The 26195-nt window shown below is 42.5% G+C and carries 21 protein-coding genes and 1 riboswitch; of the genes, 19 read left to right on the top strand and 2 right to left on the bottom strand.

Going from position 1 to position 26195, the window contains the following annotated elements:
* Window positions 1-11 precede the first annotated feature (11 nt).
* Both pheS and pheT read left to right on the top strand, forming a co-directional pair.
* The gene (gene pheS, locus AC0VZ9_RS21950; RefSeq protein ID WP_009333205.1) at window positions 12-1049 is read left to right on the top strand and encodes a phenylalanine--tRNA ligase subunit alpha; all 1038 of its coding nucleotides are present in this window, start codon (window positions 12-14) and stop codon (window positions 1047-1049) included.
* 144 nt (window positions 1050-1193) lie between these two features.
* Entirely contained in the window at window positions 1194-3608 is a 2415-nt protein-coding gene (pheT, locus tag AC0VZ9_RS21945) for a phenylalanine--tRNA ligase subunit beta (protein ID WP_217025952.1), read from the top strand.
* 189 nt (window positions 3609-3797) lie between these two features.
* On the opposite strand, the gene rnhC is transcribed toward pheT, so the two are convergent.
* A complete protein-coding gene (rnhC, locus tag AC0VZ9_RS21940; protein ID WP_009333203.1) occupies window positions 3798-4736 on the bottom strand; it encodes a ribonuclease HIII in 939 nt (312 codons plus the stop codon).
* A gap of 159 nt (window positions 4737-4895) precedes the next feature.
* Here rnhC and zapA point away from each other — a divergent pair, with 159 nt between their 5' ends.
* From zapA to AC0VZ9_RS21875, 13 genes are all read left to right on the top strand, one after another.
* Window positions 4896-5162, top strand: a complete 267-nt coding sequence (gene zapA, locus AC0VZ9_RS21935) for a cell division protein ZapA (protein WP_009333202.1) — start codon at window positions 4896-4898, stop codon at window positions 5160-5162.
* 2 nt (window positions 5163-5164) lie between these two features.
* Window positions 5165-5707 carry a CvpA family protein gene (locus AC0VZ9_RS21930; RefSeq protein WP_217025951.1) on the top strand — a complete coding sequence of 181 codons (543 nt, stop codon included), beginning with the start codon at window positions 5165-5167 and terminating at the stop codon, window positions 5705-5707.
* Between the two features lie 397 nt (window positions 5708-6104).
* Entirely contained in the window at window positions 6105-7823 is a 1719-nt protein-coding gene (gene polX / locus AC0VZ9_RS21925) for a DNA polymerase/3'-5' exonuclease PolX (RefSeq protein ID WP_217025950.1), read from the top strand.
* Window positions 7824-7852: 29 nt separating this feature from the next.
* Window positions 7853-10210 (top strand): endonuclease MutS2, encoded by a 2358-nt coding sequence (locus tag AC0VZ9_RS21920; RefSeq protein WP_009333199.1) that lies wholly within the window; start codon window positions 7853-7855, stop codon window positions 10208-10210.
* A 72-nt stretch (window positions 10211-10282) separates the two neighbouring features.
* Entirely contained in the window at window positions 10283-10690 is a 408-nt protein-coding gene (locus AC0VZ9_RS21915) for a DUF350 domain-containing protein (RefSeq protein WP_009333198.1), read from the top strand.
* A gap of 629 nt (window positions 10691-11319) precedes the next feature.
* A complete protein-coding gene (locus tag AC0VZ9_RS21910; protein WP_071156179.1) occupies window positions 11320-13023 on the top strand; it encodes a long-chain-fatty-acid--CoA ligase in 1704 nt (567 codons plus the stop codon).
* Between the two features lie 288 nt (window positions 13024-13311).
* Entirely contained in the window at window positions 13312-13896 is a 585-nt protein-coding gene (locus AC0VZ9_RS21905) for a TetR/AcrR family transcriptional regulator (RefSeq protein ID WP_009333196.1), read from the top strand.
* Between the two features lie 40 nt (window positions 13897-13936).
* The gene (locus tag AC0VZ9_RS21900; RefSeq protein WP_009333195.1) at window positions 13937-14710 is read left to right on the top strand and encodes an enoyl-CoA hydratase; all 774 of its coding nucleotides are present in this window, start codon (window positions 13937-13939) and stop codon (window positions 14708-14710) included.
* A 263-nt stretch (window positions 14711-14973) separates the two neighbouring features.
* Window positions 14974-15747 (top strand): electron transfer flavoprotein subunit beta/FixA family protein, encoded by a 774-nt coding sequence (locus tag AC0VZ9_RS21895; protein ID WP_009333194.1) that lies wholly within the window; start codon window positions 14974-14976, stop codon window positions 15745-15747.
* A gap of 40 nt (window positions 15748-15787) precedes the next feature.
* Window positions 15788-16765, top strand: a complete 978-nt coding sequence (locus tag AC0VZ9_RS21890) for an electron transfer flavoprotein subunit alpha/FixB family protein (RefSeq protein WP_009333193.1) — start codon at window positions 15788-15790, stop codon at window positions 16763-16765.
* Between the two features lie 178 nt (window positions 16766-16943).
* On the top strand, window positions 16944-17258 hold the full coding sequence (gene trxA, locus AC0VZ9_RS21885) for a thioredoxin (protein ID WP_009333192.1): 315 nt from the start codon (window positions 16944-16946) through the stop codon (window positions 17256-17258).
* 258 nt (window positions 17259-17516) lie between these two features.
* Window positions 17517-19310, top strand: coding sequence for an excinuclease ABC subunit UvrC (gene uvrC / locus AC0VZ9_RS21880; protein WP_009333191.1), 1794 nt, complete (start codon window positions 17517-17519; stop codon window positions 19308-19310).
* Window positions 19311-19438: 128 nt separating this feature from the next.
* Window positions 19439-19618: riboswitch (Lysine riboswitch) on the top strand.
* 190 nt (window positions 19619-19808) lie between these two features.
* Window positions 19809-21038: an aspartate kinase gene (locus tag AC0VZ9_RS21875; RefSeq protein WP_009333190.1), complete on the top strand. Its 1230-nt coding sequence runs from the start codon at window positions 19809-19811 to the stop codon at window positions 21036-21038.
* A 61-nt stretch (window positions 21039-21099) separates the two neighbouring features.
* Here AC0VZ9_RS21875 and AC0VZ9_RS21870 read toward each other — a convergent pair whose 3' ends face one another.
* Window positions 21100-21552 carry a YslB family protein gene (locus AC0VZ9_RS21870; protein ID WP_009333189.1) on the bottom strand — a complete coding sequence of 151 codons (453 nt, stop codon included), beginning with the start codon at window positions 21550-21552 and terminating at the stop codon, window positions 21100-21102.
* Window positions 21553-21901: 349 nt separating this feature from the next.
* On the opposite strand from AC0VZ9_RS21870, the gene AC0VZ9_RS21865 reads away from it, so the two are divergent.
* The 4 genes from AC0VZ9_RS21865 (at window position 21902) to AC0VZ9_RS21850 (ending at window position 26061) form a co-directional block, all read left to right on the top strand.
* Window positions 21902-22510, top strand: coding sequence for a succinate dehydrogenase cytochrome b558 subunit (locus tag AC0VZ9_RS21865; RefSeq protein WP_009333188.1), 609 nt, complete (start codon window positions 21902-21904; stop codon window positions 22508-22510).
* Window positions 22511-22651: 141 nt separating this feature from the next.
* Window positions 22652-24412, top strand: coding sequence for a succinate dehydrogenase flavoprotein subunit (sdhA, locus tag AC0VZ9_RS21860; protein ID WP_009333187.1), 1761 nt, complete (start codon window positions 22652-22654; stop codon window positions 24410-24412).
* A 3-nt stretch (window positions 24413-24415) separates the two neighbouring features.
* The gene (gene sdhB, locus AC0VZ9_RS21855) at window positions 24416-25183 is read left to right on the top strand and encodes a succinate dehydrogenase iron-sulfur subunit (RefSeq protein WP_009333186.1); all 768 of its coding nucleotides are present in this window, start codon (window positions 24416-24418) and stop codon (window positions 25181-25183) included.
* Between the two features lie 413 nt (window positions 25184-25596).
* Window positions 25597-26061 carry an acyl-CoA thioesterase gene (locus AC0VZ9_RS21850; RefSeq protein ID WP_009333185.1) on the top strand — a complete coding sequence of 155 codons (465 nt, stop codon included), beginning with the start codon at window positions 25597-25599 and terminating at the stop codon, window positions 26059-26061.
* Window positions 26062-26195 lie beyond the last annotated feature (134 nt).

Below are 26195 nucleotides of genomic sequence, written 5' to 3'. Positions count from 1 at the left end.
AGGATATTTAGATGCAAGAACGTTTAAAGGAACTGCAAACTGAAGCGTTGGAAAAAATCAGCACTGCTGCTGATTTAAAAGAATTAAATGACATCCGTGTTTCTTACCTGGGCAAAAAGGGTCCAATAACTGAAGTTCTAAAAGGAATGGGGAAACTGTCTGCGGAAGAGCGCCCTAAAATGGGGGCACTTGCTAACGAAGTAAGAGACAGTATTGCTGCAGGAATTGAAGAAAAGCAGAAGCATCTTGAGGAAGCGGCAGTACAGGAAAAGCTGTCTGCTGAAAAGATAGATGTTACTCTTCCTGGACGTCCTGTCAAATCAGGAAACCATCATCCGCTGACACGCATTATTGAAGAAATTGAAGATTTGTTTATTGGAATGGGCTATACAGTAGCTGAAGGCCCTGAAGTTGAAAAAGATTATTATAATTTTGAAGCCTTGAACCTCCCTAAAGGCCACCCTGCCCGCGATATGCAGGATTCCTTCTATATTACAGAAGAGATTCTTCTTCGTACCCATACTTCGCCGGTACAGGCAAGAACAATGGAGAAGCATGAAGGCAAAGGGCCGGTTAAAATCATCTGTCCGGGAAAAGTGTATCGCCGTGACAATGATGATGCTACACACTCCCACCAGTTCATGCAAATAGAAGGACTTGTTGTAGATGAAAACATCCGAATGACCGATTTGAAAGGAACACTGGAAGTGTTTGCGAAGAAAATGTTCGGAGATGACAGGGAAATCCGTCTTCGCCCAAGTTTCTTCCCATTTACAGAACCATCTGTGGAAATGGATATTTCCTGTAAAATCTGCGGCGGAAAAGGCTGCAGCGTATGTAAAGGCACTGGCTGGATTGAAATTCTTGGCGCCGGAATGGTTCATCCCAATGTTCTTGAGATGGCAGGCTTCGACTCTAAGAAATACACAGGCTTTGCATTCGGAATGGGACCTGAGCGAATTGCCATGCTGAAGTATGGTGTGGATGATATTCGCCACTTCTATACAAATGATGTTCGTTTCTTAAAGCAATTTTCAATTCATGAGTAATTAGAAAAGCGGAGGCGACTGTTCAACCCCGACATGCATAAGGCAAGCTGCCATGAAGGTTGTTCTTTAACCTTCATGGCAGAATGACTTATAACCTCGAGGGGGCAGAAGCAGGAGCTGGACAATAAAAGAGGAGGATCATAAATGTTCGTTTCATATAAATGGCTGCAGGAATATGTTGATTTATCAGGCGTTACACCTGCAGAGCTTGCAGAAAAGATTACAAAAAGCGGTATCGAAGTTGAAGGTGTAGAAGTTTTGAATGAAGGCATCAAAGGTGTTGTAGTAGGGCATGTCCTTGAAAGAGAACAGCATCCAAATGCTGATAAGCTGAATAAATGCTTAGTTGATACAGGAGCTGGTGAGCCTGTACAAATCATATGCGGTGCCCCAAATGTGGATAAAGGGCAGAAAGTGGCTGTGGCTACCGTTGGAGCTGTGCTTCCAGGCAATTTCAAAATTAAGCGCGCGAAGCTGCGAGGCGAAGAATCAAATGGAATGATCTGTTCACTTCAAGAGCTGGGCATTGAAAGCAAGCTGATTGCAAAGGAATATGCTGAGGGCATTTATGTTTTCCCTAATGATACAGAAGTTGGCCAGGATGCTCTTGAGCAGCTTAATCGTGACGACCAGATTCTTGAGCTTGGGCTGACTCCGAACCGTTCTGACTGCTTAAGCATGCTGGGTGTTGCTTATGAAGTAGCTGCTATTTTAGGAAGAGGAGTAAAGCTTCCTGAGCCGCAGGCTGAGACTTCATCTGAAAAGGCTTCTGATTATATTGAAGTTCAGGTGGAAGCAAAAGAAGATAATCCTCTTTACGTTGCGAAGGTTGTAAAAAATGCAAAAATAGGTCCATCTCCTGTATGGATGCAGGCTCGTTTAATGGCGGCGGGCATTCGCCCTCACAATAACGTGGTGGACATCACAAACTACATTCTGCTTGAATACGGCCAGCCGCTTCATGCTTTTGATTATGACCGGCTGGGATCAAAGCAAATCCTTGTCCGCAAAGCAAGAGATGGTGAAGTGATTGTTACTCTTGATGATGCCAAGCGTGAGTTAACCTCAGATCACCTTTTAATAACAAATGGGTCTGAACCCATTGCACTTGCCGGCGTCATGGGCGGGGCAAATTCTGAAGTACAGTCGGACACTAAAAATGTACTTATCGAATCAGCTTATTTTAAAGGGGCAACGGTTAGAAAAGCTTCAAAAGATCATGGCTTAAGAAGCGAAGCAAGTGCCCGTTTTGAAAAAGGTGTGGATCCAAACAGAGTTAGAGCTGCTGCAGAAAGAGCTGTTCAATTGCTTGCACAATATGCGGGCGGGGAAGTGCTTGAAGGTTCCGTGGAAGCAGATGCACTGCAAGTGGAACCCGCTGTGGTGTCTGTAACGCTTGAAAAAATCAATCGTGTGCTTGGCACGGAACTATCCATGAAAGAAGTAGAGGATATATTTGCCCGTCTTCAATTTGAAACAAATACTGATAACGATACGATTACTGTTACAGTTCCAACACGCAGAGGCGACATTACGATTGAAGAAGACCTTATTGAAGAAGTTGGCCGCTTATTTGGCTACGACAATCTGGCATCCACTTTGCCTGTTGGGTCCTCTACACCAGGGCATCTATCTGAATACCAGAACAAACGCAGAATGGTCCGCCGTTACCTCGAAGGTGCAGGACTTTACCAGGCAGTAACCTATTCATTAACAAATGAAGCAAAAGCGTCTCAATATGCACTGGAAGAGCGCAAACCTGTGCAGCTGGCAATGCCTATGAGTGAAGATCGCAGCCTGCTCCGATTAAGTATTGTTCCGCAGCTTCTAGAAGTATTAAAATATAACTCTGCACGCCAGAACGACAGCCTGGCTGTTTATGAAACAGGAGCGGTCTTCCTCTCCAATGGAGAAGAGGATCTGCCTGAAGAGCGTGAGCACCTTGCTGGAGCGGTTACTGGCTTATGGCACAGCCACCCATGGCAGGGAGAAAAGAAGCCGGTTGATTTTTACGCTGTAAAAGGAGTTCTTGAGGGCTTATTTGATAAGCTGGGACTATCCGATAAGGCTGAATTCCGTCAGGCACAAAAGGATGGGATGCACCCTGGAAGAACAGCAGAAATATTGCTTTCCGGGAAATCAGTGGGATTTGTCGGCCAAATCCATCCTACTGTGGAAAAAGAGCTTGATTTGAAAGAAACATATGCGTTTGAGCTTTCCTTAAAAGCGATCCTGGATGAAGAAGTTTCACCTTTGCAGTATGAAGCTATCCCGCGTTTCCCTTCCATCACAAGGGATATTGCCCTTGTGGCAGATAAGGGAACAGCAGCAGGCGAGCTTGAAGGAATCATTAAAGAAGCCGGCGGCAAGCTATTAAAAGACGTTCATGTTTTTGACCTGTACGAAGGCGAACGGATGGAGCCAGGCAAAAAATCAATTGCTTTCTCCCTTAAATACTTCGACCCTGAACGTACACTAACGGATGAAGATGTAACAAAAGCACATGATAAAGTATTGGATGCTGTGAAGGAAAAAGCCGGAGCAGTATTGAGAGGATAAAATAATGAGGAAGGCAGCCCGAAGGCTGCCTTTTCTTTATTTGGCCGTTAAAACAGCTCATTTGGCCGATAAACCTCTCATTTTGGCCGATAAACCTCTGCTTTTGGCCGATAAATATTTATTCCAAAGAGTTATGGTCCTCTTAAACAGGAAAAAGCAGCCAATCTCCTTAAATTGGCTGCTTCATTATCAATTATACTTCCTGCTGTAAAGCTTCATCGCTTTTTCAGTATTCGCAAAGTGCAGTTTTACAAAAGAAGGCAATGCCTCACGCCCTTTATCTCTGATCAGCCGGGCTGCTGCTTCATCAACCTTCGGACCGGCGCCTTTAGTGAGCCGGAAACCGGCCTTTGTGCTAAGATTTTCAAAGTGGCGCACAAACGCATAGCGGGCCAGGATGGATGCTGCTGCAACTGCGAGGTGGATTCCTTCCGCTTTTGTGCTGAAAAAGACCCGTTCCCTTTGAATGGTCTGCTGGTTTTTCAAATAGTTGAAGTAAACCTCTTCCTTTGCAAACTGGTCAATCAAAATGGCTTCAGGCTTTTCAGGAGCAATTTTCCCTAAAACATGCCCGATTGCCTGATTGTGCAGCAATGCTTTGATTTTCCCCTGTGACATCCCTGATTGCTGAAGCTTATTGTATTTTTCATTATGCAGGGTTAACAGGCTGTAGGGAACGATATCTTTTATCTGTTTTGCGATTTCAATGATTTTTTCATCTCCCAGATTCTTGGAGTCCTTTACTCCAAGCTCCTTCAGCAAAGGGATTTGATCTTTTTTTACGTAAGCTGCAACAACCGTGATGGGGCCAAAATAATCACCGGTACCCACTTCGTCTGATCCTATGACAGAAAGGGAACTGATATTTTCCGGCAAGTTGGCCGCTGCAGGGCTGGTTTTTTTGCTCGGCTGTGCACTGCGTGCGGTATCTCCCCATTTTTTTGCCTCTGTTTCACTTCCGCTGCCCTGAAAGAGTACTTTCCCCGATTTATAGGCAGTGATCGAACACCCTGGCACCTTTGCAGCAAATACGCTTCCGGGAGGCAGCTTGTCATTTAGCCTGCCTGAATAATAGGCCTTCATTTCTGAGATTTCATTTGCCTTTTTTAAAAGTACTACTTGGCTCATATTAATTCTCCTCATCTTTGTTAACTGTTTGAATCTGCTGCCTCTATTTGGAAAAAGATTTACATGAACTGAGCTCTTTTGACATGCTTTGACTTCCCACCAATATACGTTCATGTTATGATATTGATTAGGATTCTTTAAAAAAGGAGGGCATGGGCGTTGTCAGAGATACAAAGAAATCGCACAAGTGTAGATATTTATGGACAGCAATATGTAATAGTAGGCTCGGAGAGCTCCAGCCATGTTCGCCTTGTCGCTTCGCTGGTTGACGATAAAATGCGTGAGATCAGTTCGAAGAATCCTTCACTCGACATTAGTAAGTTAGCCGTGCTAACCGCAGTCAATGCTGTTAATGATTATATAAAGCTAACAGACCGTCTGGAACGGCTGGAAAACGAATTAAATAGAGTAAAGGACGGAAAGTAGTCATGCTGGATCTTGCAATTATCATTATTTTGGTTTTTGGCTTTTTTATAGGCTTGAAAAGAGGATTTATCCTTCAATTAATTCATTTGACTGGATTCATTATTGCTTTCATTGTAGCCCGTATGTATTACGGCGAGCTAGCACCTAAGCTGACTTTATGGGTGCCATATCCCAGCTTTAGCAGTGACTCGGCGATTCAGACGTTATTTGAGAATGCAGATCTTGAAGATGCTTACTATCGCGCCATTGCTTTTGTCGTGATTTTTTTTGCGGTAAGAATATTACTGCAGATTATTGGAAGCATGCTTGATTTTGTTGCCCATCTTCCTATTCTAAAACAGCTGAATGTTTGGGCTGGCGGCATTCTCGGATTTATCGAAGTCTATCTTATCATGTTTATTCTATTATACATAGCCGCACTGGTTCCAATAGAAGTGCTGCAGGGGCCGATCAATAATTCCTTTATGGCAGAATTAATGGTTAAGAATACGCCTGTTCTCTCTAACCAGCTCAAAGAAATGTGGGTTGAATATATGGCTGCGTAACTTCTCTTTTTCTAGAGAAGTTTTCTTTTTGAAAGGCTGTTAATATAAGTTTTGTGGATTTAAATCTACAATCTAGCTAAATCCACTGAGTTGGTTGGAGCGGAGGACGCTTGATCCTCGAGAATGCGTTCGCATTTTCTTCGTGCGGTGTTGCTCAGGAGGTTATTCAATGTCCTGCGGGAGGAGAGGGAGCGGGAGACCCCACAGGCGAAGCCGAGGAGGCTCCCGTACCTCCCCGCGCGGAAAGCAAGTGTCCGCAGTGGAAACCAACGGGCAATATTAAAAGGTAAAACCTCACTTATTAAGTAAGAGGCTTTAGAGATAGCCATGATTTGAAGTTCAAACACAAAATAAGAGATAATACGAATACGAATACAGTTACAGGCAGGTGGTTTTCGTGAGTATAAATAAAAAAGATGTTGTGAGGCTTTTAGAAACAATTGCTGTTTATATGGAATTAAAAGGAGAAAATCCTTTCAAAACAGCTGCGTTCCGAAAAGCGGCACTGGCACTTGAATCAAATGATGAAAGCTTGACTGAAATAAAAGACTTTACAAAGCTATCCGGCATCGGGAAAGGAACCGCTGCTGTTATTGAGGAGTACATAAAAGAAGGAAAGTCTTCTGTTCTGGATGAATTAAAAGAAGAAGTGCCTTCAGGATTAATTCCTCTTCTTCAGCTCCCTGGACTGGGCGGCAAGAAAATTGCCAAGCTATATAAAGAGCTGGGCGTCGAAAATGCCGCAGATCTTGAGGATGCCTGCCGCAATAAGAAGGTCCGCGTACTTGCAGGCTTTGGGGAAAAATCGGAAGAAAAGATACTCGCTGCCCTTGAAAATGCAGGAACCAGACCGGAACGGCTGCCGCTTGCATATATGCTGCCAATAGCGGTAGGCATAGAAGCCGCCCTGGAGGAAATGAAGGATATCGAAAAATACTCAAGGGCAGGAAGCTTAAGGAGAATGAGGGAAACAATCAAAGACCTCGACTTTATTATAGCTACAGACAATCCTGCTTCAGTCAAAGAGCAGTTATTAAGTTTATCCGGGATTAAAGAAGTGATTGCCGCAGGAGATACAAAGGTTTCCGTTGTTTTTGAACATTCCTATGATATATCGGCTGATTTCCGTATAGTTCTGCCGCATGAATTTGCCACTACACTCCATCATTTTACTGGATCGAAGGATCATAATGTCAGAATGCGCCAGCTTGCAAAAGAGCGCGGGGAAAAAATCAGTGAATACGGAGTTGAAAACACTGAAACAGGTGAAATCCTTACCTTTAAGGATGAAGAGGAATTTTACGCCCATTTCGGACTTCCATTCTTTCCTCCTGAAATCAGAGAAGATGGGAAAGAAGTGGATGAATATACGCAAGACATGGAATTAATATCTCTTGAAGATATTAAGGGTGACCTTCATATGCACTCAACCTGGAGTGATGGCGCCTATTCCATTGAAGAAATGATTGAAGCATGCCGGGCCCGCGGCTATAAATATATGGCAATAACAGACCATTCTCAGTACTTGAAAGTGGCGAACGGTTTGACTGCTGAAAGACTTCGCAGTCAAAAAGAAGAAATAAAGCGGCTTAATGAGCAATTCGATGATTTCACGATTCTGTCAGGAGTGGAAATGGATATTCTGCCCGATGGATCGCTTGATTATGATGATGAACTTCTAGAGGAATTGGACATTGTCATTGCTTCTATTCATTCTTCTTTCTCACAGCCGAAGGAGAAAATCATGGCTCGCTTGAAAACGGCGCTGCAGAATGCCCATGTCGACATTATTGCCCACCCTACGGGAAGATTGATCGGCCGCAGGGAAGGCTATGAAGTAGACATGGAAATGCTCATCGAGCTTGCAAAAGAAACAAATACAGCCCTTGAGCTGAATGCAAATCCGAACAGGCTGGACCTTGCTTCCGAGCATATCAGACAAGCTCAGGAAGCTGGTGTGAAAATAGTGATTAATACTGATGCACATAAAATAGACACTTTAAATCACATGGAAATCGGAGTTTCTGCGGCAAAGAAGGGATGGATCAAGAAGGAATCCGTTTTAAATGCCATGGAAACAGAAGATTTGCTCAAATTTCTGAAAGAACGCCAGTAGGAAATTGGGCATGAAAGGGGAAAATCCTCATGCAAGAAAGAGTCTTGAAGATACTTGAGTTCAATAAAGTGAAGGAACAGCTGCTTGAGCACGTTTCTTCATCCTTGGGAAGAAAAAAGGCCATAAATATTCGTCCTTCCACTGACTATGAAGAAGTTATCCGCAGGCAGGAAGAGACAGATGAAGCCGTGACAGTACTTAGAATTAAGGGAAATGTACCGCTTGGAGGCATTTTTGATATTCGTCCTCATGTGAAGAGAGCGGTCATTGGAGGGATGCTTAGTCCCCAGGAACTTAACCAGATATCCAGCACGATTCATGCAAGCAGGCAGATGAAGAGGTTCATCGAGGAATTTGCCGAGGAAGAAAGCAGCCTGCCGATCCTGCTGGGATATACAGATAAAATTATTGTACTGGCTGACCTGGAAACGTCTATCCGCAATGCGGTTGACGACAATGGAGAAGTGCTTGACAGTGCAAGCGAGACTCTCCGTTCTCTTCGAAATCAGCTGCGCACGAAAGAATCACGTGTAAGAGAGCGTCTGGAGAGCATGATTCGCTCCACCAGTGCCCAAAAGATGCTTTCTGATGCGATTATTACAATCCGCAATGACCGTTTTGTCATACCTGTAAAGCAGGAGTACCGGGGACATTACGGCGGTATTATCCATGACCAAAGCTCCTCTGGCCAGACATTATTTATTGAGCCCGCGTCCATTGTCCAGCTGAACAATGAATTGCAGGGCATCAGGGTAAAAGAACAGCAGGAGATTGAACGGATTCTCATCGCACTGTCAGTACAGGCCGCTGAAAACAGCAGTGAACTGGAAACCATTGTAGAGGTGCTTGGGGAAATCGATTTTATGTTTGCTAAAGCCAGGTACAGTAAACGCATAAAGGCCTCCAAGCCGAAAATTAATAATGAAGGGATAATTTCATTATTCAAAGCCCGTCATCCGCTTATTCCTATTGATGAGGTAGTGGCAAATGATATTAAGCTCGGAGCTGAATATTCGACCATTGTCATTACGGGACCAAATACCGGCGGTAAAACAGTTACATTAAAAACAGTGGGGCTTTGTACATTGATGGCTCAGGCCGGTCTGCAGATCCCAGCGCTTGATGGTTCTGAAACGGCTGTTTTCGGAAATGTTTATGCTGATATCGGGGATGAACAGTCAATTGAACAAAGCTTGAGTACTTTCTCTTCGCATATGGTTAATATCGTGGATATTCTTGACCAGGTTGACTTCAATAGTCTGGTATTATTCGATGAGCTTGGTGCAGGTACAGATCCGCAGGAAGGTGCTGCCCTGGCGATTTCTATTCTTGACGAAGTATACAAGCGGGGGGCAAGAGTTATCGCCACAACTCATTATCCTGAACTGAAAGCCTATGGCTATAACAGAGAAGGAGTTATCAACGCCAGTGTTGAATTTGATATTGAAACGCTTAGTCCAACCTATAAGCTGCTGATTGGGGTTCCGGGCCGAAGCAATGCTTTTGAAATATCAAAACGGCTTGGGCTCAAGGATCAAGTGATTGAGACCGCAAGATCCTATATAGGAGCAGATACAAATCAGGTTGAAAATATGATTGCATCCCTTGAAGAAAGCCGCAGACAAGCAGAGGCTGACATGGAAGAAGCCAATGACTTTTTGAAAAGTGCAGAAAAACTTCATAAAGATCTGCAAAAGCAAATGGCTGAATTTTATGAGGAAAAAGATGCAATGCATGAGAAAGCAGCAGAAAGAGCCGAGGATATCGTTGAGAAAGCCAAGGCAGAAGCAGAAGAAATTATCCGCGACTTAAGAAAAATGCGCATGGAGAAACATGCTGAAGTGAAGGAACATGAGCTGATAGAAGCAAAGAAACGCCTGTCCGAAGCTGCACCGCAGATGAGCTCAGCAAAGAATAAATTAAAGCCAAAGAATAATAAACATGTGTTTGAAGCAGGCGATGAGGTAAAAGTTCTGAGTTTTGGACAAAAAGGGCATTTGCTTGAAAAGGTGTCTGACAATGAATGGCAGGTTCAAATCGGCATCTTAAAAATGAAAGTAGCCGAAAGGGATTTAGAATATGTCAAGAGTCCAAAACCTGTTGAAACAAAACCAGTAGCAACAGTAAAAGGCAAAGATTTTCATGTGAGCCTTGAACTTGATTTACGGGGCGAACGATATGAAAACGCACTTTTAAGAGTGGAGAAATATATAGATGATGCCCTTTTAGCTGGATATCCCCGTGTCTCCATCATTCATGGTAAAGGGACTGGTGCTTTGAGGCAGGGTGTTCAGGAATATCTGAAAAATCACAGGTCAGTTAAAAAAATTCGATTTGGTGAAGCAGGAGAAGGCGGCACAGGGGTTACAGTCGTTGAATTTAAATAAGCTTTGCCACCCGCTCTCCTTTTGTTTTTTATTAGGGGGGAGGGTACTTAAATTCCAGCGGGGAGAATGGAAATGAAAGAATTTTGGGAAAATGAATTTATTCAGACAGCTGCTTATTATAGTGTAGTCATTTTATGTATGATTGTTTTTTTAGCTGTTTTTGAATTAGTTACCAAGTATCGCAATTGGGAAGAAATCAAAAATGGAAATGTCGCTGTAGCGATGGCGACCGGCGGGAAAATTTTTGGGATTGCCAATATCTTCAGACATTCCATCATGCATAATGATACCTTGCTGACAATGATTACGTGGGGAATTTTTGGATTTTTTCTTTTGTTGATCGGCTATTTCATTTTTGAATTTTTAACACCTAAGTTTAGAATTGACGAAGAAATTGAAAATAATAACAAAGCAGTCGGTTTTATTTCCATGGTGCTGTCAATCGGATTGTCTTATGTCATTGGTGCAGGTTTATCATAAGGAGAGAATTAACATTGGAAAAGTTAGCAAAGGTTCTGCTGGTTCTTAGCGGAGTGTTTATTCTTATAGGGGCCATTTATATATTTTTCATAACATAATATTTTTGTGAAATAAGGATATGGGAAAATCGCCATTATATATGGCGATTTTTTTTATGTCCATTAAAAAGAATATCCCCGATAGGCTGGACAGCCCTCTGAAAAAAATATCTTCCTGATTGTAAGGTCGTATTCTAATTGTCATAGAACCAGCATTATATTATAATAAGGTCGAACAGTTAGAATGTTCTAAAAGTTCAGAAGGTGTCCATCGTTTTTCTAAAAGTTTAGCAAGTGAAACTTTGAACTTCAATAACTGTCTAGCGCAAGTAGCCTACCCCCTCGAGGTCACAAGCTTGTCTAGTTGCGGCTCATAGGGACTCGGGGTCATAAGCCGTTTCCTTTCAGAAGGAAAAACGCCTTCTTACAGGAACTGTCTTATGCCTGTCGTCCCTGGGCAGTCGCCTTCACATTTCGGGCAATCCTCCCAAAAGGCAAAGAACGCCTTTCCGTGAGGCTCGTCTTGTGCTTGTCGGGGGTGGGTAAGGCGCTTGCGCTTTTCTGATGGGCATGAAGCAAAGGAGGGACAAAATGGCAGTAGCAAAACCATGGCTTAAGCAATATCCGGCAGAAATCCCCTCAACCTTGTCATATCCCAAACAGCCGGTACAAGATTATTTGAAAAATGCTGCAGATGAATTTCCGGAGAAAATAGCCATCCACTTTATGGGAAAGGAATTCACATATAAATATATATATGAATCTTCCCTGAAGCTTGCCGCCTATTTACAGAATCTTGGAATTGAAAAGGGAGACCGCGTCGCGATTATGCTTCCGAATACTCCTCAGTCCGTTATCAGCTATTATGGAATTCTGATGGCTGGCGGGGTTGTTGTCCAGACAAATCCGCTGTATATGGAACGGGAATTGGAATACCAAATGAAAGATTCAGGAGCAAAAGCAATTATTACAATGGATATCTTATTTCCGAAAGTGAGCAAAGTGGTGCCGCAGACAGAATTGAAGCATATAGTTGTAACCGCTGTCAAAGATGCTCTTCCATTCCCTAAAAATCTAATATATCCTTTTATCCAGAAAAAACAGTATGGCATTGTCGTAAATGTAAAACATGAAGGGCATAACCATTTGCTGACGGAGATTTTAAAGAGGCCGGCTGAACCGATGAAAATCCATGACTTCGATTTTGAAGAAGACTTGGCATTACTGCAATATACAGGCGGCACAACCGGTTTTCCAAAGGGTGTCATGCTTACGCACAGCAATCTGGTATCCAATACAGCCATGTGTAAAGCCTGGCTCTATAAGTGCAGACGCGGTGAGGAAACAGTGCTGGGCATACTTCCGTTCTTTCACGTGTATGGAATGACAACCGTTATGATCTTATCTGTTATGGATGCTCAAAAAATGGTCCTCCTTCCGAAATTTGATCCGGAAACGACCCTGAAAACTATTCATAAAGAGAGGCCGACCTTATTCCCTGGTGCCCCAACGATTTACATTGGGTTATTGAACCATCCGGATATAAAAAAATATGATTTATCTTCCATAGACTCTTGCATCAGCGGATCTGCTGCCCTGCCCGTTGAAGTCCAGCAGAAATTTGAAGAAATAACAGGAGGAAAGCTTGTCGAGGGGTATGGTTTGACGGAATCTTCACCTGTTACACATGCTAATTTCTTATGGGATCGCCCCCGTGTCAAAGGCAGTATAGGTGTCCCTTGGCCTGATACAGATGCAGCGATTTTTTCACTGGAAACGGGAGAAGCGCTTCCGGCAGGAGAAGTGGGCGAAATTGCAGTTAAAGGTCCTCAGGTAATGAAAGGCTATTGGAACCGCCCGGAAGAAACAGCACAGACTTTAAGAGATGGCTGGCTGCTTACAGGTGACCTGGGCTATATGGATGAGAATGGATACTTCTATGTAGTGGACAGGAAGAAAGATATGATTATTGCAGGGGGATTCAATATTTATCCCCGTGAAATAGAGGAAGTGCTATACGAGCATCCAGCCGTGCAGGAAGTGATTGCTGCAGGTATACCTGACCCATATCGCGGAGAAACAGTAAAAGCATATATTGTGCTGAAAGAGGGCAAAGAAGCAACGGAAGAAGAGCTGAATGAGTTTGCAAGAAAGCATCTTGCAGCATATAAGGTTCCAAGGCAATATGAATTCCGCAAGGAGCTTCCTAAGACAGCTGTTGGAAAAATACTGAGAAGGGCATTAGTAGATGAAGAAAAAAAGAAATTTAAAGAAGAAGAGGAAAAGCGGGCTTAACTTCAGAGACCGATTTTCGATCGGCTCTTTATTTTTGCGCCATTAAGCTTGTCCAGACATAAAAGAAATGTAATAATAAAATATATTTCTAGGGATAATTTCTTGACACGAATGAATTGTCCTACTATTATAAAAATATGAATGATGATTCATTCATTTTAGATCGTTTTTTAAATTCAAAAATAAACGAAGCTGATTGGCCAATCCCGGCAGCAGGTATGGCATTACTCCAGCCCTGCTGCTCCTTAAAAATCTATGCACCTGTTTATTCTGAAAGGAGGGAACCTATTGAAAAAAACAAAGCCTAAATACCGGCAAATTATTGATGCGGCTGTAGTCGTGATCGCTGAAAATGGATATCACCAGGCCCAGGTATCAAAAATTGCCAAACAGGCTGGTGTCGCTGATGGCACCATATACTTATATTTCAAAAACAAAGAAGATATATTAATATCCCTCTTTCAGGATAAAATGGGCTACTTTGTTGAGAAAATTGAAGAAAAAATTGCAGGAAAAGAAAAAGCTGCAGAGAAACTATTAATGATGGTAGAATCACACTTTAGAATGCTCTCGGAAGACAGGCACCTGGCAATTGTAACCCAGCTCGAATTGAGGCAGTCCAATAAAGACCTTCGCCATAAAATTAATGAGGTGCTCAAAGGATATCTTGCTTTAGTGGAAAGGATTCTTGCTGATGGCAGGGAGAGCGGTGAGTTTCCAGCTGATCTGGACATTAGGCTGGCGCGCCAGATGATTTTTGGCACCATGGATGAAACAGTGACCACATGGGTAATGAATGAGCAAAAATATGATCTTACTGCATTGGCAGAGCCTGTTCATAAACTTTTGATCGGCGGGTGCGGAAAACTTTGAGGCAGATAAAGTGCTCCATAATATAGTCAGGAGGGATAAGATGGAATATCTAAAATGGTCCCATCAGGACTTTGTGGCGACGATTACTATTGAACGTCCGCCTGCGAATGCTCTTTCATCAGGTCTATTGAAAGAGCTTTCAGCTGTCCTGGATGAAGTTGAAAATAATGAGGAAATTAGGGTAATCCTTATTCATGGGGAGGGCAGATTCTTCTCAGCAGGCGCTGATATTAAAGAATTTACAACCATTGAAAGCGGTGAAGATTTTTCAAGCTTGGCGACTTATGGACAGGATCTCTTTGAGAGAATGGAAAAATTCCCTAAGCCAATTATTGCAGCGATTCATGGAGCGGCATTGGGCGGCGGTTTGGAGCTTGCCATGGGCTGTCATTTCCGTCTCGTAGCTGAAAACGCAAAGCTGGGTCTTCCAGAGCTTCAGCTTGGATTAATTCCTGGTTTTGCCGGAACTCAGAGGCTTCCCCGATATGTAGGTGCAGCGCGTGCAGCAGAAATGCTTTTCACTAGTGACCCAATTACCGGGCTTGAGGCAGTGCAATATGGTCTGGCTAACCATGCCTATCCTGAGGAGCAGCTGTTGGACAATGCTTATAGTATGGCGAAGAAAATTGCCAAGAAGAGCCCTGGTTCGATCAAGGCGGCCATTGAGCTCTTAAACTACGGAAAGACGGGGCAATTCTACGAAGGTGTTAAAAAAGAAGCAGAATTGTTTGGGGAAGTATTTGTTTCTGAAGATGGCAAGGAAGGCATATCTGCGTTTATTGAAAAGCGTGAACCAAGCTTTACCGGAAAATAGTGTTTTAAAAGATTTGTACTGAAAGATTACATTCATCCTCATAATCTATTATAATAGACTTGTATGCGGATGATCTAATCTTCAGAAGATTCAATGGTTATATTATGGTCTGTGAGCGAGCGCCCGCTCAATTCTAAAAGCGGGCAGTTCCAAGCAGATAAGCCTTTCTGTATGCGTTAAATATTTTCAATCTTTCGAAGTGAAGAAATGTTTTAATTAATGGCTTTGTTTTATGACAATGCTTAATTACTAGGAGGGAAATCATGAACATCTACGTATTAATGAAGAGAACATTTGATACTGAGGAAAAAATTACCATCTCCGGCGGCAAAATCAATGAAGATGGCGCTGAATTTATCATTAATCCATATGATGAATATGCAATTGAAGAAGCAATCCAGGTTCGGGATGCGAATGGCGGAGAAGTGACGGTTGTTTCCGTAGGAACAGAAGAAGCTGAAAAGCAGCTCCGTACCGCTCTTGCGATGGGTGCCGATAAAGCTGTATTAATAAATACAGAAGATGATCTTGAAGGTGGAGATCAATACACGACTGCAAAAATCTTATCCGAATACTTGAAAGACAAAGATGCTGACTTAATCATTGCAGGAAATGTAGCAATTGATGGGGGTTCGGGACAGGTTGGACCTCGTGTAGCAGAAATTTTGGGCATTTCTTATGTAACAACTATTACAAAGCTTGATATCAATGGCAGCTCTGCGACAGTAGTGCGCGATGTTGAAGGGGATTCAGAAGTAATTGAGACATCACTTCCATTATTGGTCACAGCTCAGCAGGGGTTAAATGAGCCGCGCTATCCATCTTTGCCGGGAATTATGAAGGCAAAAAAGAAGCCACTTGATGAGCTTGAGCTTGATGATCTTGATCTTGATGAGGACGATGTTGAAGCCAAAACAAAAACAATTGAAATCTATTTGCCTCCTAAGAAGGAAGCAGGAAAAGTTCTTGAAGGCGAGCTGGAAGATCAAGTTAAGGAACTTGTGAAACTTCTTCATACTGAAGCCAAAGTTGTCTGATCATCAATAACTGATAATAATAACGCAGGGGGTAAAACATATGGCTAGAAAAGTATTAGTGTTAGGTGAAGTCCGTGACGGTTCATTGCGTAATGTATCCTTCGAAGCTGTTGCAGCTGGTAAGACTGCGTCAGAAGGCGGAGAGGTTGTAGGTGTTTTAATTGGTGATTCTGTAAGCGCTTTAGCTAATGAAATGATTCACTATGGTGCTGACCGTGTTGTAACTGTTGAAGATGAAAAGCTGAAGCAGTATACTCCTGACGGCTTTTCACAGGCTTTAATGGCTGTGATTGATTCCGAAAGTCCGGAAGGCCTGATTTTTGGACATACAGCATTAGGGAAAGATCTCGCTCCTAAAATTGCTGCCAAGCTGGAGTCAGGTTTAATCTCTGACGTAACGAGCCTTGAAGAGGCAGGCGGCAACCTGGTGTTCACACGCCCGATTTATTCAGGTAAAGCTTTTGAAAAGAAAATTGTTACAGATGGCCTCCTCTTTGCAACAATTCGTCCAAACAACATAGCTCCATTGGAGAAAGATGAATCAAGATCAGGAGATATTGCTTCTGTTGCAGCAGAAATCAAAGATCTTCGCACGATCATTAAGGAAGTTGTCCGCAAAGCAAGTGAAGGCGTTGATTTATCCGAAGCTAAGGTTATCATTGCCGGCGGCCGCGGCGTTAAGAGCGAGGAAGGCTTTGAGCCATTAAAAGAACTTGCTTCGGTTCTAAATGGAGCAGTGGGTGCATCACGCGGAGCTTGTGATGCTGATTATTGTGACTACTCGCTGCAAATTGGCCAAACCGGTAAGGTTGTAACACCAGATCTATATATTGCTTGCGGCATCTCCGGTGCTATTCAGCATTTAGCTGGGATGTCCAACTCAAAAGTAATCGTAGCCATTAACAAAGATCCGGAAGCCAATATCTTTAAAGTAGCTGATTATGGTATTGTTGGAGATCTGTTTGAGGTTGTTCCACTGTTAACTGAAGAATTCAAAAAGCTTAAAGTAAATGCATAAGATAGTATATCGAATGGGCGGCTGATGGCCGCCCATTATACATAGTGCCAATAGGGAAAGAAAGAGAATAATCTGTTCCAAATAGGGTAAATTACGATCGAGCAGATTGTTCGCAACATATAATAAACGATGGTATACTGTCGTTAGTATTTGAGTTAAATTTTAGGAGGCATATCAAATGGCTATTTCACATGCAACTGACCAAAACTTCACTGCTGAGACTGGTTCGGGATTAGTATTGGCAGATTTCTGGGCTCCTTGGTGCGGCCCTTGTAAAATGATCGCTCCTGTTTTAGAAGAGCTTGATTCTGAAATGGGCGATAAAGTAAAAATTGTAAAAATCGATGTTGACGAAAACCAGGAAACTGCTGGAAAGTTTGGCGTAATGAGCATTCCGACATTAATCGTTCTAAAAGACGGTGAAGTTGTAGATAAAGTGGTTGGTTTCCAGCCGAAAGAGGCTCTCGCTGAATTACTTTCAAAACATGCGTAATTTATAAGGAATTTTCCCGGTGTCCCATAAGGACATCGGGATTTTTTTGTCATATGGGTTTTGTTGTTATGCTGCAGGTTTCCAGGCTGATATAATAAGATGGTAATAATGTGCCATCTGCATATTAGCGGCTAAATAATATTGGTTTGCTGCCAGCGCAAACAAAGTATTATACTAGCTTTCACCCCAAAATGATTATGCCAAACAATGAATAAATTGAACTTCAATAAAAAGTTTTAACCGGGGAGGTGTAGTGCCATGAATGATACGATAAAAAATAAACTGATGCTGCTTCCTGCCCAGCCGGGATGTTATTTGATGAAAGACAGGCAGGGTACCATCATATACGTGGGGAAGGCAAAAATCCTGAAAAACCGTGTAAGATCCTATTTCACAGGCTCACATGACGGAAAAACATTAAGACTTGTTAATGAGATCGTAGATTTTGAGTACATTGTCACTTCTTCAGATATGGAAGCACTGATCCTTGAGATGAATCTGATCAAGAAATATGATCCGAAATATAATGTAATGCTGAAGGACGATAAAAGTTACCCTTTTATCAAATTGACGGCCGAACGCCATCCCCGTCTAATTACAACCAGAAAAGTAAAAAAAGACAGGGGAAAATACTTCGGACCATATCCCAATGTGCAGGCTGCCAATGAAACAAAAAAGCTGCTCGACCGAATTTATCCTCTCCGCAAATGTTCAACTCTTCCGGACAGAGTTTGCCTTTATTATCATTTAGGCCAATGTCTTGCGCCATGCGTGAAGGCCGTAGGTGAAGACCAATATAAGCAAATGACAGACGAGATTGCAAAATTCTTGAATGGCGGATACAAAGAGATTAAAAAAGACCTGACTGCAAAAATGACAGCAGCTGCTGAAGAATTGGACTTTGAAAGGGCAAAGGAGCTTAGGGATAAAATTGCCCATATAGATGCAACAATGGAAAAGCAAAAAATGACAATGACAGACTTTACCGACCGGGATGTATTTGGATATGCGGTTGATAAAGGATGGATGTGTGTTCAGGTATTCTTCATCAGACAGGGTAAACTCATTGAAAGAGATGTATCAATGTTCCCTATTTATAATGAGCCGGAAGAAGAAATCTTAACTTTCCTCGGCCAGTTTTATACAAAAGCAAACCACTTTAAACCGCGAGAAATATTGGCACCGGATTCGGTTGATGCTGAAATGGCAGAACAGCTTCTGGATGTTAAGGTGCTAAAACCGCAGCGAGGGCAAAAAAAGGACCTGGTGAAGCTTGCTTATAAAAATGCAAAAATTGCTCTCCAGGAGAAGTTTTCTTTAATTGAGCGTGATGAAGAACGGACAATTAAGGCTGTAGAAAATCTGGGGGATCAGCTTGGAATATATACGCCTCACCGGATAGAAGCATTTGATAATTCAAATATCCAGGGAACGGACCCTGTTTCAGCCATGATCGTCTTTATTGATGGCAAACCAGAGAAAAGAGAATACCGTAAATATAAGATTAAGTCTGTTAAAGGCCCTGATGACTATGAATCCATGAGAGAAGTAGTCCGGCGCAGATATACAAGGGTACTGAAAGAAGAGCTGCCGCTTCCGGACTTAATCATGATTGATGGGGGAAAAGGGCATGTTGAAGCTGTACGGGATGTGCTTGAAAATGAGCTCGGTCTGGATATTCCGATTTCTGGCCTGGTGAAGGATGAAAAGCACAGGACTTCTCAGCTCTTATATGGTAATCCGCTTCAAATTATTCCACTTGCAAGGAACAGCCAGGAATTTTATCTGCTTCAGAGAATTCAGGACGAGGTTCATCGTTTTGCGATTACTTTTCATCGCCAGCTTCGCGGGAAAAATGCCTTTCAGTCTATTCTTGATGATATTCCCGGCATAGGAGAAAAACGAAAGAAACAGCTGCTGAAAGCCTTTGGATCTGTAAAGAAAATGAAAGAAGCACCAATAGAGGAGTATAGGAAAATAGGCATTCCTGAGAATGTTGCCGAGGAATTGAAGTTGAGGCTCGAGGAACAAAATGGAAATCCTAAGTCATAAATGGATATAGACAGAAAATTTCAGATATGTTATACTAATTCAAACTTTATATCAATATCACTTTATAGCGATAAAGCGTATGTTCATTTAGTTCAAACAAAGTTTTGGGACTATGAACCGAATCGTTAAGTGAAGGTAGAGGTGCGAACTTCATCAGTAAAAGCTTGGAGAAGAATGAGCTTCCATGAAAAGCTTTGAAAGGGTACGTTCGCCGAAGTGGAGAAAATCTCATCATTTTTTCTGCTGGTTCTGCATTGAATAAATGCAGGATTGTCAGGACAATGCCGTCCTGGAGAGCTATCTCACTGTGTTTGCTCATTTTTATACTTTGGCTGCACAGCAATGGGATAGTAAACTATTCCATTGCTTTTTTTATTGCCCAAAAGGGTATTTTAGAGTTAAGGCCATTGTCAAATACAGCAGAGTGAACTGATATGCTTCACTTACATAGGACGGCAAATCACAAAATTACTATTTCTTTAGAAAGAAGGGAAAGCTGTGGGAATCATTGTGCAGAAATTCGGGGGCACCTCCGTGGGGACTGTAGACAGAATTCAAAATGTTGCCAATCGGGTAATTGAAGAAAAAAATCGGGGAAATGATGTTGTTGTAGTTGTTTCGGCAATGGGCAAAACAACTGATCAGCTGGTTGGCATGGCAAGGGAGATTTCCCCCTCACCTGATAAAAGGGAAATGGACATGCTGCTTACAACCGGCGAACAGGTGACCATCTCTTTATTGGCAATGGCTTTAAATGCGAAAGGGCATCCCGCCGTTTCTTTTACAGGGTGGCAGGCAGGCATTAAAACAGAAGCAGTCCATGGCAATGCGAGGATAGTGAATATTGATCCAGGTACCATTCAGGGTGAATTAAACCAGGGGAAAATTGTAATTGTGGCAGGCTTCCAGGGGATGACTGAAGATGGTTCCATCACCACACTTGGCCGGGGCGGATCTGATACAACGGCTGTTGCACTGGCTGCAGCACTTAAAGCTGATAAATGTGATATTTATACTGATGTAACCGGGGTATTTACATCAGATCCCCGCTTTATAAAGAATGCCAGAAAATTATATTCTGTTTCCTATGATGAAATGCTTGAACTGGCCAATTTGGGGGCAGGTGTGCTCCATCCAAGAGCAGTCGAATTTGCGAAAAATTATGGACTTCCCCTTGAAGTGCGTTCAAGCCTTGAGAAGGAAGCCGGAACAATCATTGAGGAGGAAGTAAAAATGGAACAAAACTTAGTCGTGCGCGGTGTGGCATTTGAGGATGATATAACAAGGGTGACGATTCTTGGTCTTCCTAATTCAATGACTGGATTGTCTACTATTTTCTCGGCGCTTGCCAAAAATCGCATTAACGTTGATATCATTATCCAGAGCATGACAGAGGCTCAGACGACAAACCTTTCATTTTCAATAAAGAATGAAGATCTCACAGATACAGTAAAAGTGCTGGAAAAGCATAGAGAACAATTAAATTATGACAGAATTGAATGGGAATCGGGCCTTGCTAAGGTTTCGATTGTTGGCTCAGGCATGATTTCCAATCCGGGTGTGGCTGCAGAAATGTTCGAAGTGCTTTCCGCGAATGAAATAACGGTGAAAATGGTAAGCACATCAGAAATTAAAGTATCGGCGGTTGTTGAAAACAGCAAAATGATTGATGCAGTTGATGCTTTGCATGATGCATTCAATCTGTCGGTTTCTCCGGTTAAGGCTTAATTCCAGGAATATCAAACAATAAGCTATCAAAATTGATAGCTTATTGTTTGTACATATGATATTACTCAGCAGGATCCTTTTTATCCCACTTCACTGTAATAAGGATTTTGCCAGTTTTTTTGCGGGGATGTTCGAATGCCTCACAAATGACTTCTTTTTGAAGTTCAATCTGCTGGGCTATAAATCCGGCCTCAAGCTGAAAGGTGCAGTTATGATTTTTTTTGCAGCGGTCTGTAATCAGCTGGCTGGATAATTCCATTTCAATTTCATTTTTCGATTCGTTTGCGATGGAAAGATTTCCCCAGCCGGCGTTTATAAAAAACTCGGCAATCTGGCCGGCTGTTTCCAGAGGATACATGCGTGCGATCCTTTTGCCTGCCCAATATAAAATTTCCGGTGCTTCATTTCCCAAAAGGTCATGCAGCAGCACTTCCCGGATTAGTTCATAGCCAAAAACCGGAACTGACTGTATGTGATCTTCATTAGTGGATTTCGCAGATGCTAATTCGCTCAATAGTCTCCCCTCTTTCTATGATTCTATTATATACAATATGCTGAGAGAGTTAATATCAATTCGGGAAAAAATAGAACGATTTGCATAGAAATAATTACTATTCCAGTATACTGGAGAGCAGCAACTGGGTCATATTGAACCGCAGAATAATATATGTTTTTTAGCCGCTAATATTTTTTAAAAATTTTATTAATATGGAACATTTTATGTATCCGTTTTCTTGACGCTCTATTATCTTGGGAGTAAAATGGACATGTCACATAATTGTAAGAAAATGAATAACATTTTCGAGATGATGTCCTGAGCGGGGGCTCAGCATCATTTTTTTAAAATCAGGGGGGGAAAGTTTATGGCAGGTAATCGTGAGTTTTTTAATCGCAGATTGCATTCATTACTTGGGGTTATACCGGTTGGTTTGTTTTTGGTGCAGCACCTTGTAGTGAACCATTTTGCAACAGGGGGAGAGGAATCTTTTAATAATGCAGCGCATTTCATGGAAAGTCTTCCATTCAGAATATTCCTTGAAACGTTTGTAATCTATCTACCTTTGCTGTTCCACGCAATCTATGGACTTTATATTGCTTTTACTGCAAAAAATAACGCAAGCAGGTATGGATACTTCCGAAACTGGATGTTTATGCTGCAGCGTGTTTCAGGTGTCATTACACTGGTTTTTGTTGCATGGCATGTTTGGGAAACACGTGTACAGGCTGCCTTTGGAGCAGATGTTAACTTTCAGATGATGGAGAACATCCTATCTAATCCATTTATGTTCTGGTTCTATATTATTGGAGTCATTTCTGCAATTTTCCACTTTGCTAATGGGCTTTGGTCATTCCTTGTCAGCTGGGGAATTACAGTATCTCCTCGTTCACAGGTTATTTCCACGTATGTAACGATCGGAATATTCATTGCACTATCTATTGTTGGTGTACGTGCTCTAACAGCATTCATTTAAAAGACAATAAAAGACTATTAGACTTCGGATTTATAACGTGCCAATAATATTGCAGCTTTGAGAAGCAGTCTGGCTTTAAGCGCGATAGGCAGGCGCTCTGCGCTTTTCTAAGTTGTACTAGTAATTAGGGAGTGAGTCACTATGGGTAAAGGAAAGGTTATAGTTGTCGGCGGCGGATTAGCCGGTTTAATGGCGACAATTAAAGTTGCAGAATCAGGGACTCCGGTTGAATTATTTTCTTTAGTGCCGGTTAAACGTTCTCACTCTGTTTGTGCCCAGGGCGGCATCAACGGAGCAGTAAATACAAAAGGGGAAGGCGATTCTCCGTGGATTCATTTTGACGATACAATTTATGGCGGAGACTTCCTGGCAAACCAGCCGCCTGTTAAAGCGATGGCAGAGGCAGCACCAGGAATTATTCACTTATTTGACCGTATGGGTGTTATGTTCAACCGTACCCCTGAAGGGCTGCTTGACTTCCGCCGCTTTGGCGGTACACAGCATCACCGTACAGCATTCGCTGGTGCTACGACAGGTCAGCAGCTTCTTTACGCGATGGACGAGCAGGTCCGCCGCCATGAAGTTGCAGGCTTAGTAACAAAGTACGAAGGCTGGGAATTCCTAGGGGTAGTAATCGACGATGATGGAGCTTGTAAGGGTGTCGTTGCCCAGAACCTGACTTCTATGGAGATCAAGTCTTTTGCTGCTGACGCCGTTATTATGGCATCCGGCGGACCTGGAATTATCTTCGGGAAATCCACTAACTCTGTTATTAACACAGGCTCAGCTGCCTCGATTGTTTATCAGCAGGGTGCTTATTATGCAAATGGAGAATTTATTCAAATTCATCCAACCGCTATTCCGGGAGACGATAAGCTTCGTCTAATGAGTGAATCTGCGCGTGGTGAAGGCGGACGAGTTTGGACATATAAAGATGGCAAACCATGGTATTTCCTTGAAGAGAAATATCCTGCTTATGGAAACCTGGTGCCTCGTGATATTGCAACCCGTGAAATTTTTGACGTGTGTGTTAACCAGAAGCTTGGCATTAATGGGGAAAACATGGTCTATCTTGATCTTTCCCATAAAGATCCTAAAGAGCTTGATATTAAGCTTGGCGGAATTATTGAAATCTATGAAAAATTCCAGGGTGAAGACCCGCGTAAAGTGCCAATGAAAATCTTCCCTGCTGTCCACTATTCAATGGGCGGACTATGGGTGGACTATGATCAGATGACGAATATTCCTGGCCTATTTGCTGCAGGTGAATGTGATTATTCACAGCATGGTGCCAACCGTCTGGGTGCAAACTCCCTTCTATCAGCCATTTACGGCGGTATGGTAGCAGGTCCGAATGCTGTCAAATATATCAGCGGCCTTGATAAGAGTGCTGAAGATCTGCCATCATCATTATTTGACCGCCACGTAAAACAGGAAGAAGAAAAATGGAATAATATTATGTCTCTTGATGGCACAGAGAATGCATATGTCCTTCATAAAGAGCTTGGTGAATGGATGACAGATAATGTAACGGTTGTACGCCACAATGACAGGCTTTTGAAAACAGATGAAAAAATTGTTGAACTTATGGAGCGCTATAAAAACATCAATATTAATGACACTGCGAAGTGGAGCAATCAGGGTGCAAGCTTTACCCGCCAATTGCAGAATATGCTTCAATTGGCTCGTGTTATTACAATTGGTGCATACAACCGTAATGAAAGCCGCGGTGCACACTATAAGCCGGATTTCCCAGAGCGTAACGATGAGGAATTCATGAAAACAACAATGGCGAAGTTTGTTGATGCAAATTCCGCTCCTGCATTCCATTACGAAGACATTGATGTAAGCTTAATAAAACCGCGTAAGCGTGACTATTCTAAAAAGAAAGGGGAGAATTAATCCATGCAAGAAACAAAAACTAAAACAGTCCGTTTTGTAATCAGCCGCCAGGATACTCCTGATTCAGCCCCTTATCAGGAAGAGTTTGAAATAGATTACCGTCCAAATATGAATGTTATTTCTGCCCTTATGGAAATTCGCCGTAATCCGGTCAACGTGAAGGGTGAACATACTACTCCAATCGCATGGGATATGAACTGTCTTGAAGAAGTCTGCGGTGCATGTTCAATGATTATTAATGGAAAGCCCCGCCAGTCCTGCACGGCTCTTGTAGATCAGCTGGAACAGCCGATCCGTCTTGAGCCGATGCGCACGTTCCCTGTAGTCCGTGACCTGCAGGTAGACAGAAGCCGTATGTTTGACTCCTTGAAAAAGGTTAAAGCGTGGATTCCGATCGATGGTACTTATGATTTGGGACCAGGACCGCGTATGCCTGAGAGAAAGCGCCAATGGGCATATGAATTGTCAAAGTGCATGACATGCGGTGTTTGTCTGGAAGCATGCCCGAATGTAAACAGCAAATCTGACTTTATTGGGCCAGCTCCTTTATCACAGGTTCGTTTGTTCAATGCTCACCCAACTGGTGAAATGAATAAAGCAGAACGCCTGGAGCAAATTATGGGTGATGGCGGACTAGCCAACTGCGGAAACTCTCAAAACTGCGTACAGTCCTGCCCGAAAGGCATTCCTTTAACAACATCCATTGCGGCACTTAACCGCGATACAACATTCCAGTCTTTCAAAAATTTCTTTGGAAGCGATCAGATCTAAACATCTTAAAACCCCTTTCCTTTTTGGAGAGGGGTTTTTTAGGCTATATTCGTATAATTTATTTCTTTGAGCAGCTAATTAAATTTAACCACTGAGCTGAGTGGAGTGGAAGGCGCGAGATCCTCGAAAATGCATGGCATTTTCTTCATGCGGTGTGGATTCAAGGAAGTTTATTCAACGTCCTTCGCAAGTAGCGTACCATGGGAGGGCCGCAGACGCGAAGCGTCGGCAGCCCCGTGGGAAAGCTTGATTACCTGGAACGGAAAATCAACGGGGAGAAGTAATTTTCCATAAATTTGATTAGAGGCATAATATTTTAACACATGCTGAAAGGTTTTCAAATAATTCCAAAAACACTATAATGAAATATAACAGAGTGAGCGCTCATTCATTAATAGCCGGGAGGAACTGCCATGAAAAAATTGAGCTATATTGACGATTTTAAAAAATGGGAAGAAGAATTCATTTTCTTCCATCCAGTAAAAGTCAGATTTTCTGAAACAGATATGTTTGGACATTTGAACAATACCGTTCCATTCACATATTATGAAGAAGCACGGATAGAATTTTTCAAAAGCAAAGGCTTTATGCAGGACTGGGTAAAACATAATAATGAAACCATACCAGTCGTAGCAGACCTCCAATGCGATTTTATCTGCCAGGTTTTCTTTGATGAAGAGATACAAATTTATGTAAAAGCTGCTTCGATAGGTAATTCTTCTGTTGATCTTCATTATATGGGCAAGAAATCAGACGGTTCAGTTTGCTTCACCGGCAGGGGCACGATGGTGCAGATATCAAAGGTGACAGGCAAGGGTGTGCCTTGGACCGCAGAGATGAAAGAAATGCTGAAAAGCGGGGTTAAAGTCCGAGCCTAGCGGCACAAATGGCACATTTTTGAAAATAACTTTCTCCTTTCACTAAATATAGTCACTTCGGCTGTTTTGCTGACATATGATATGGTGACTAAATATATACCCATCCCGCGGTTCATAGCTGGCGAAAGGCAAGG

Source organism: Cytobacillus sp. QJM3NY_8 (assembly GCF_056173585.1).
This window is presented reverse-complemented; position numbering and strand designations above follow the sequence as displayed.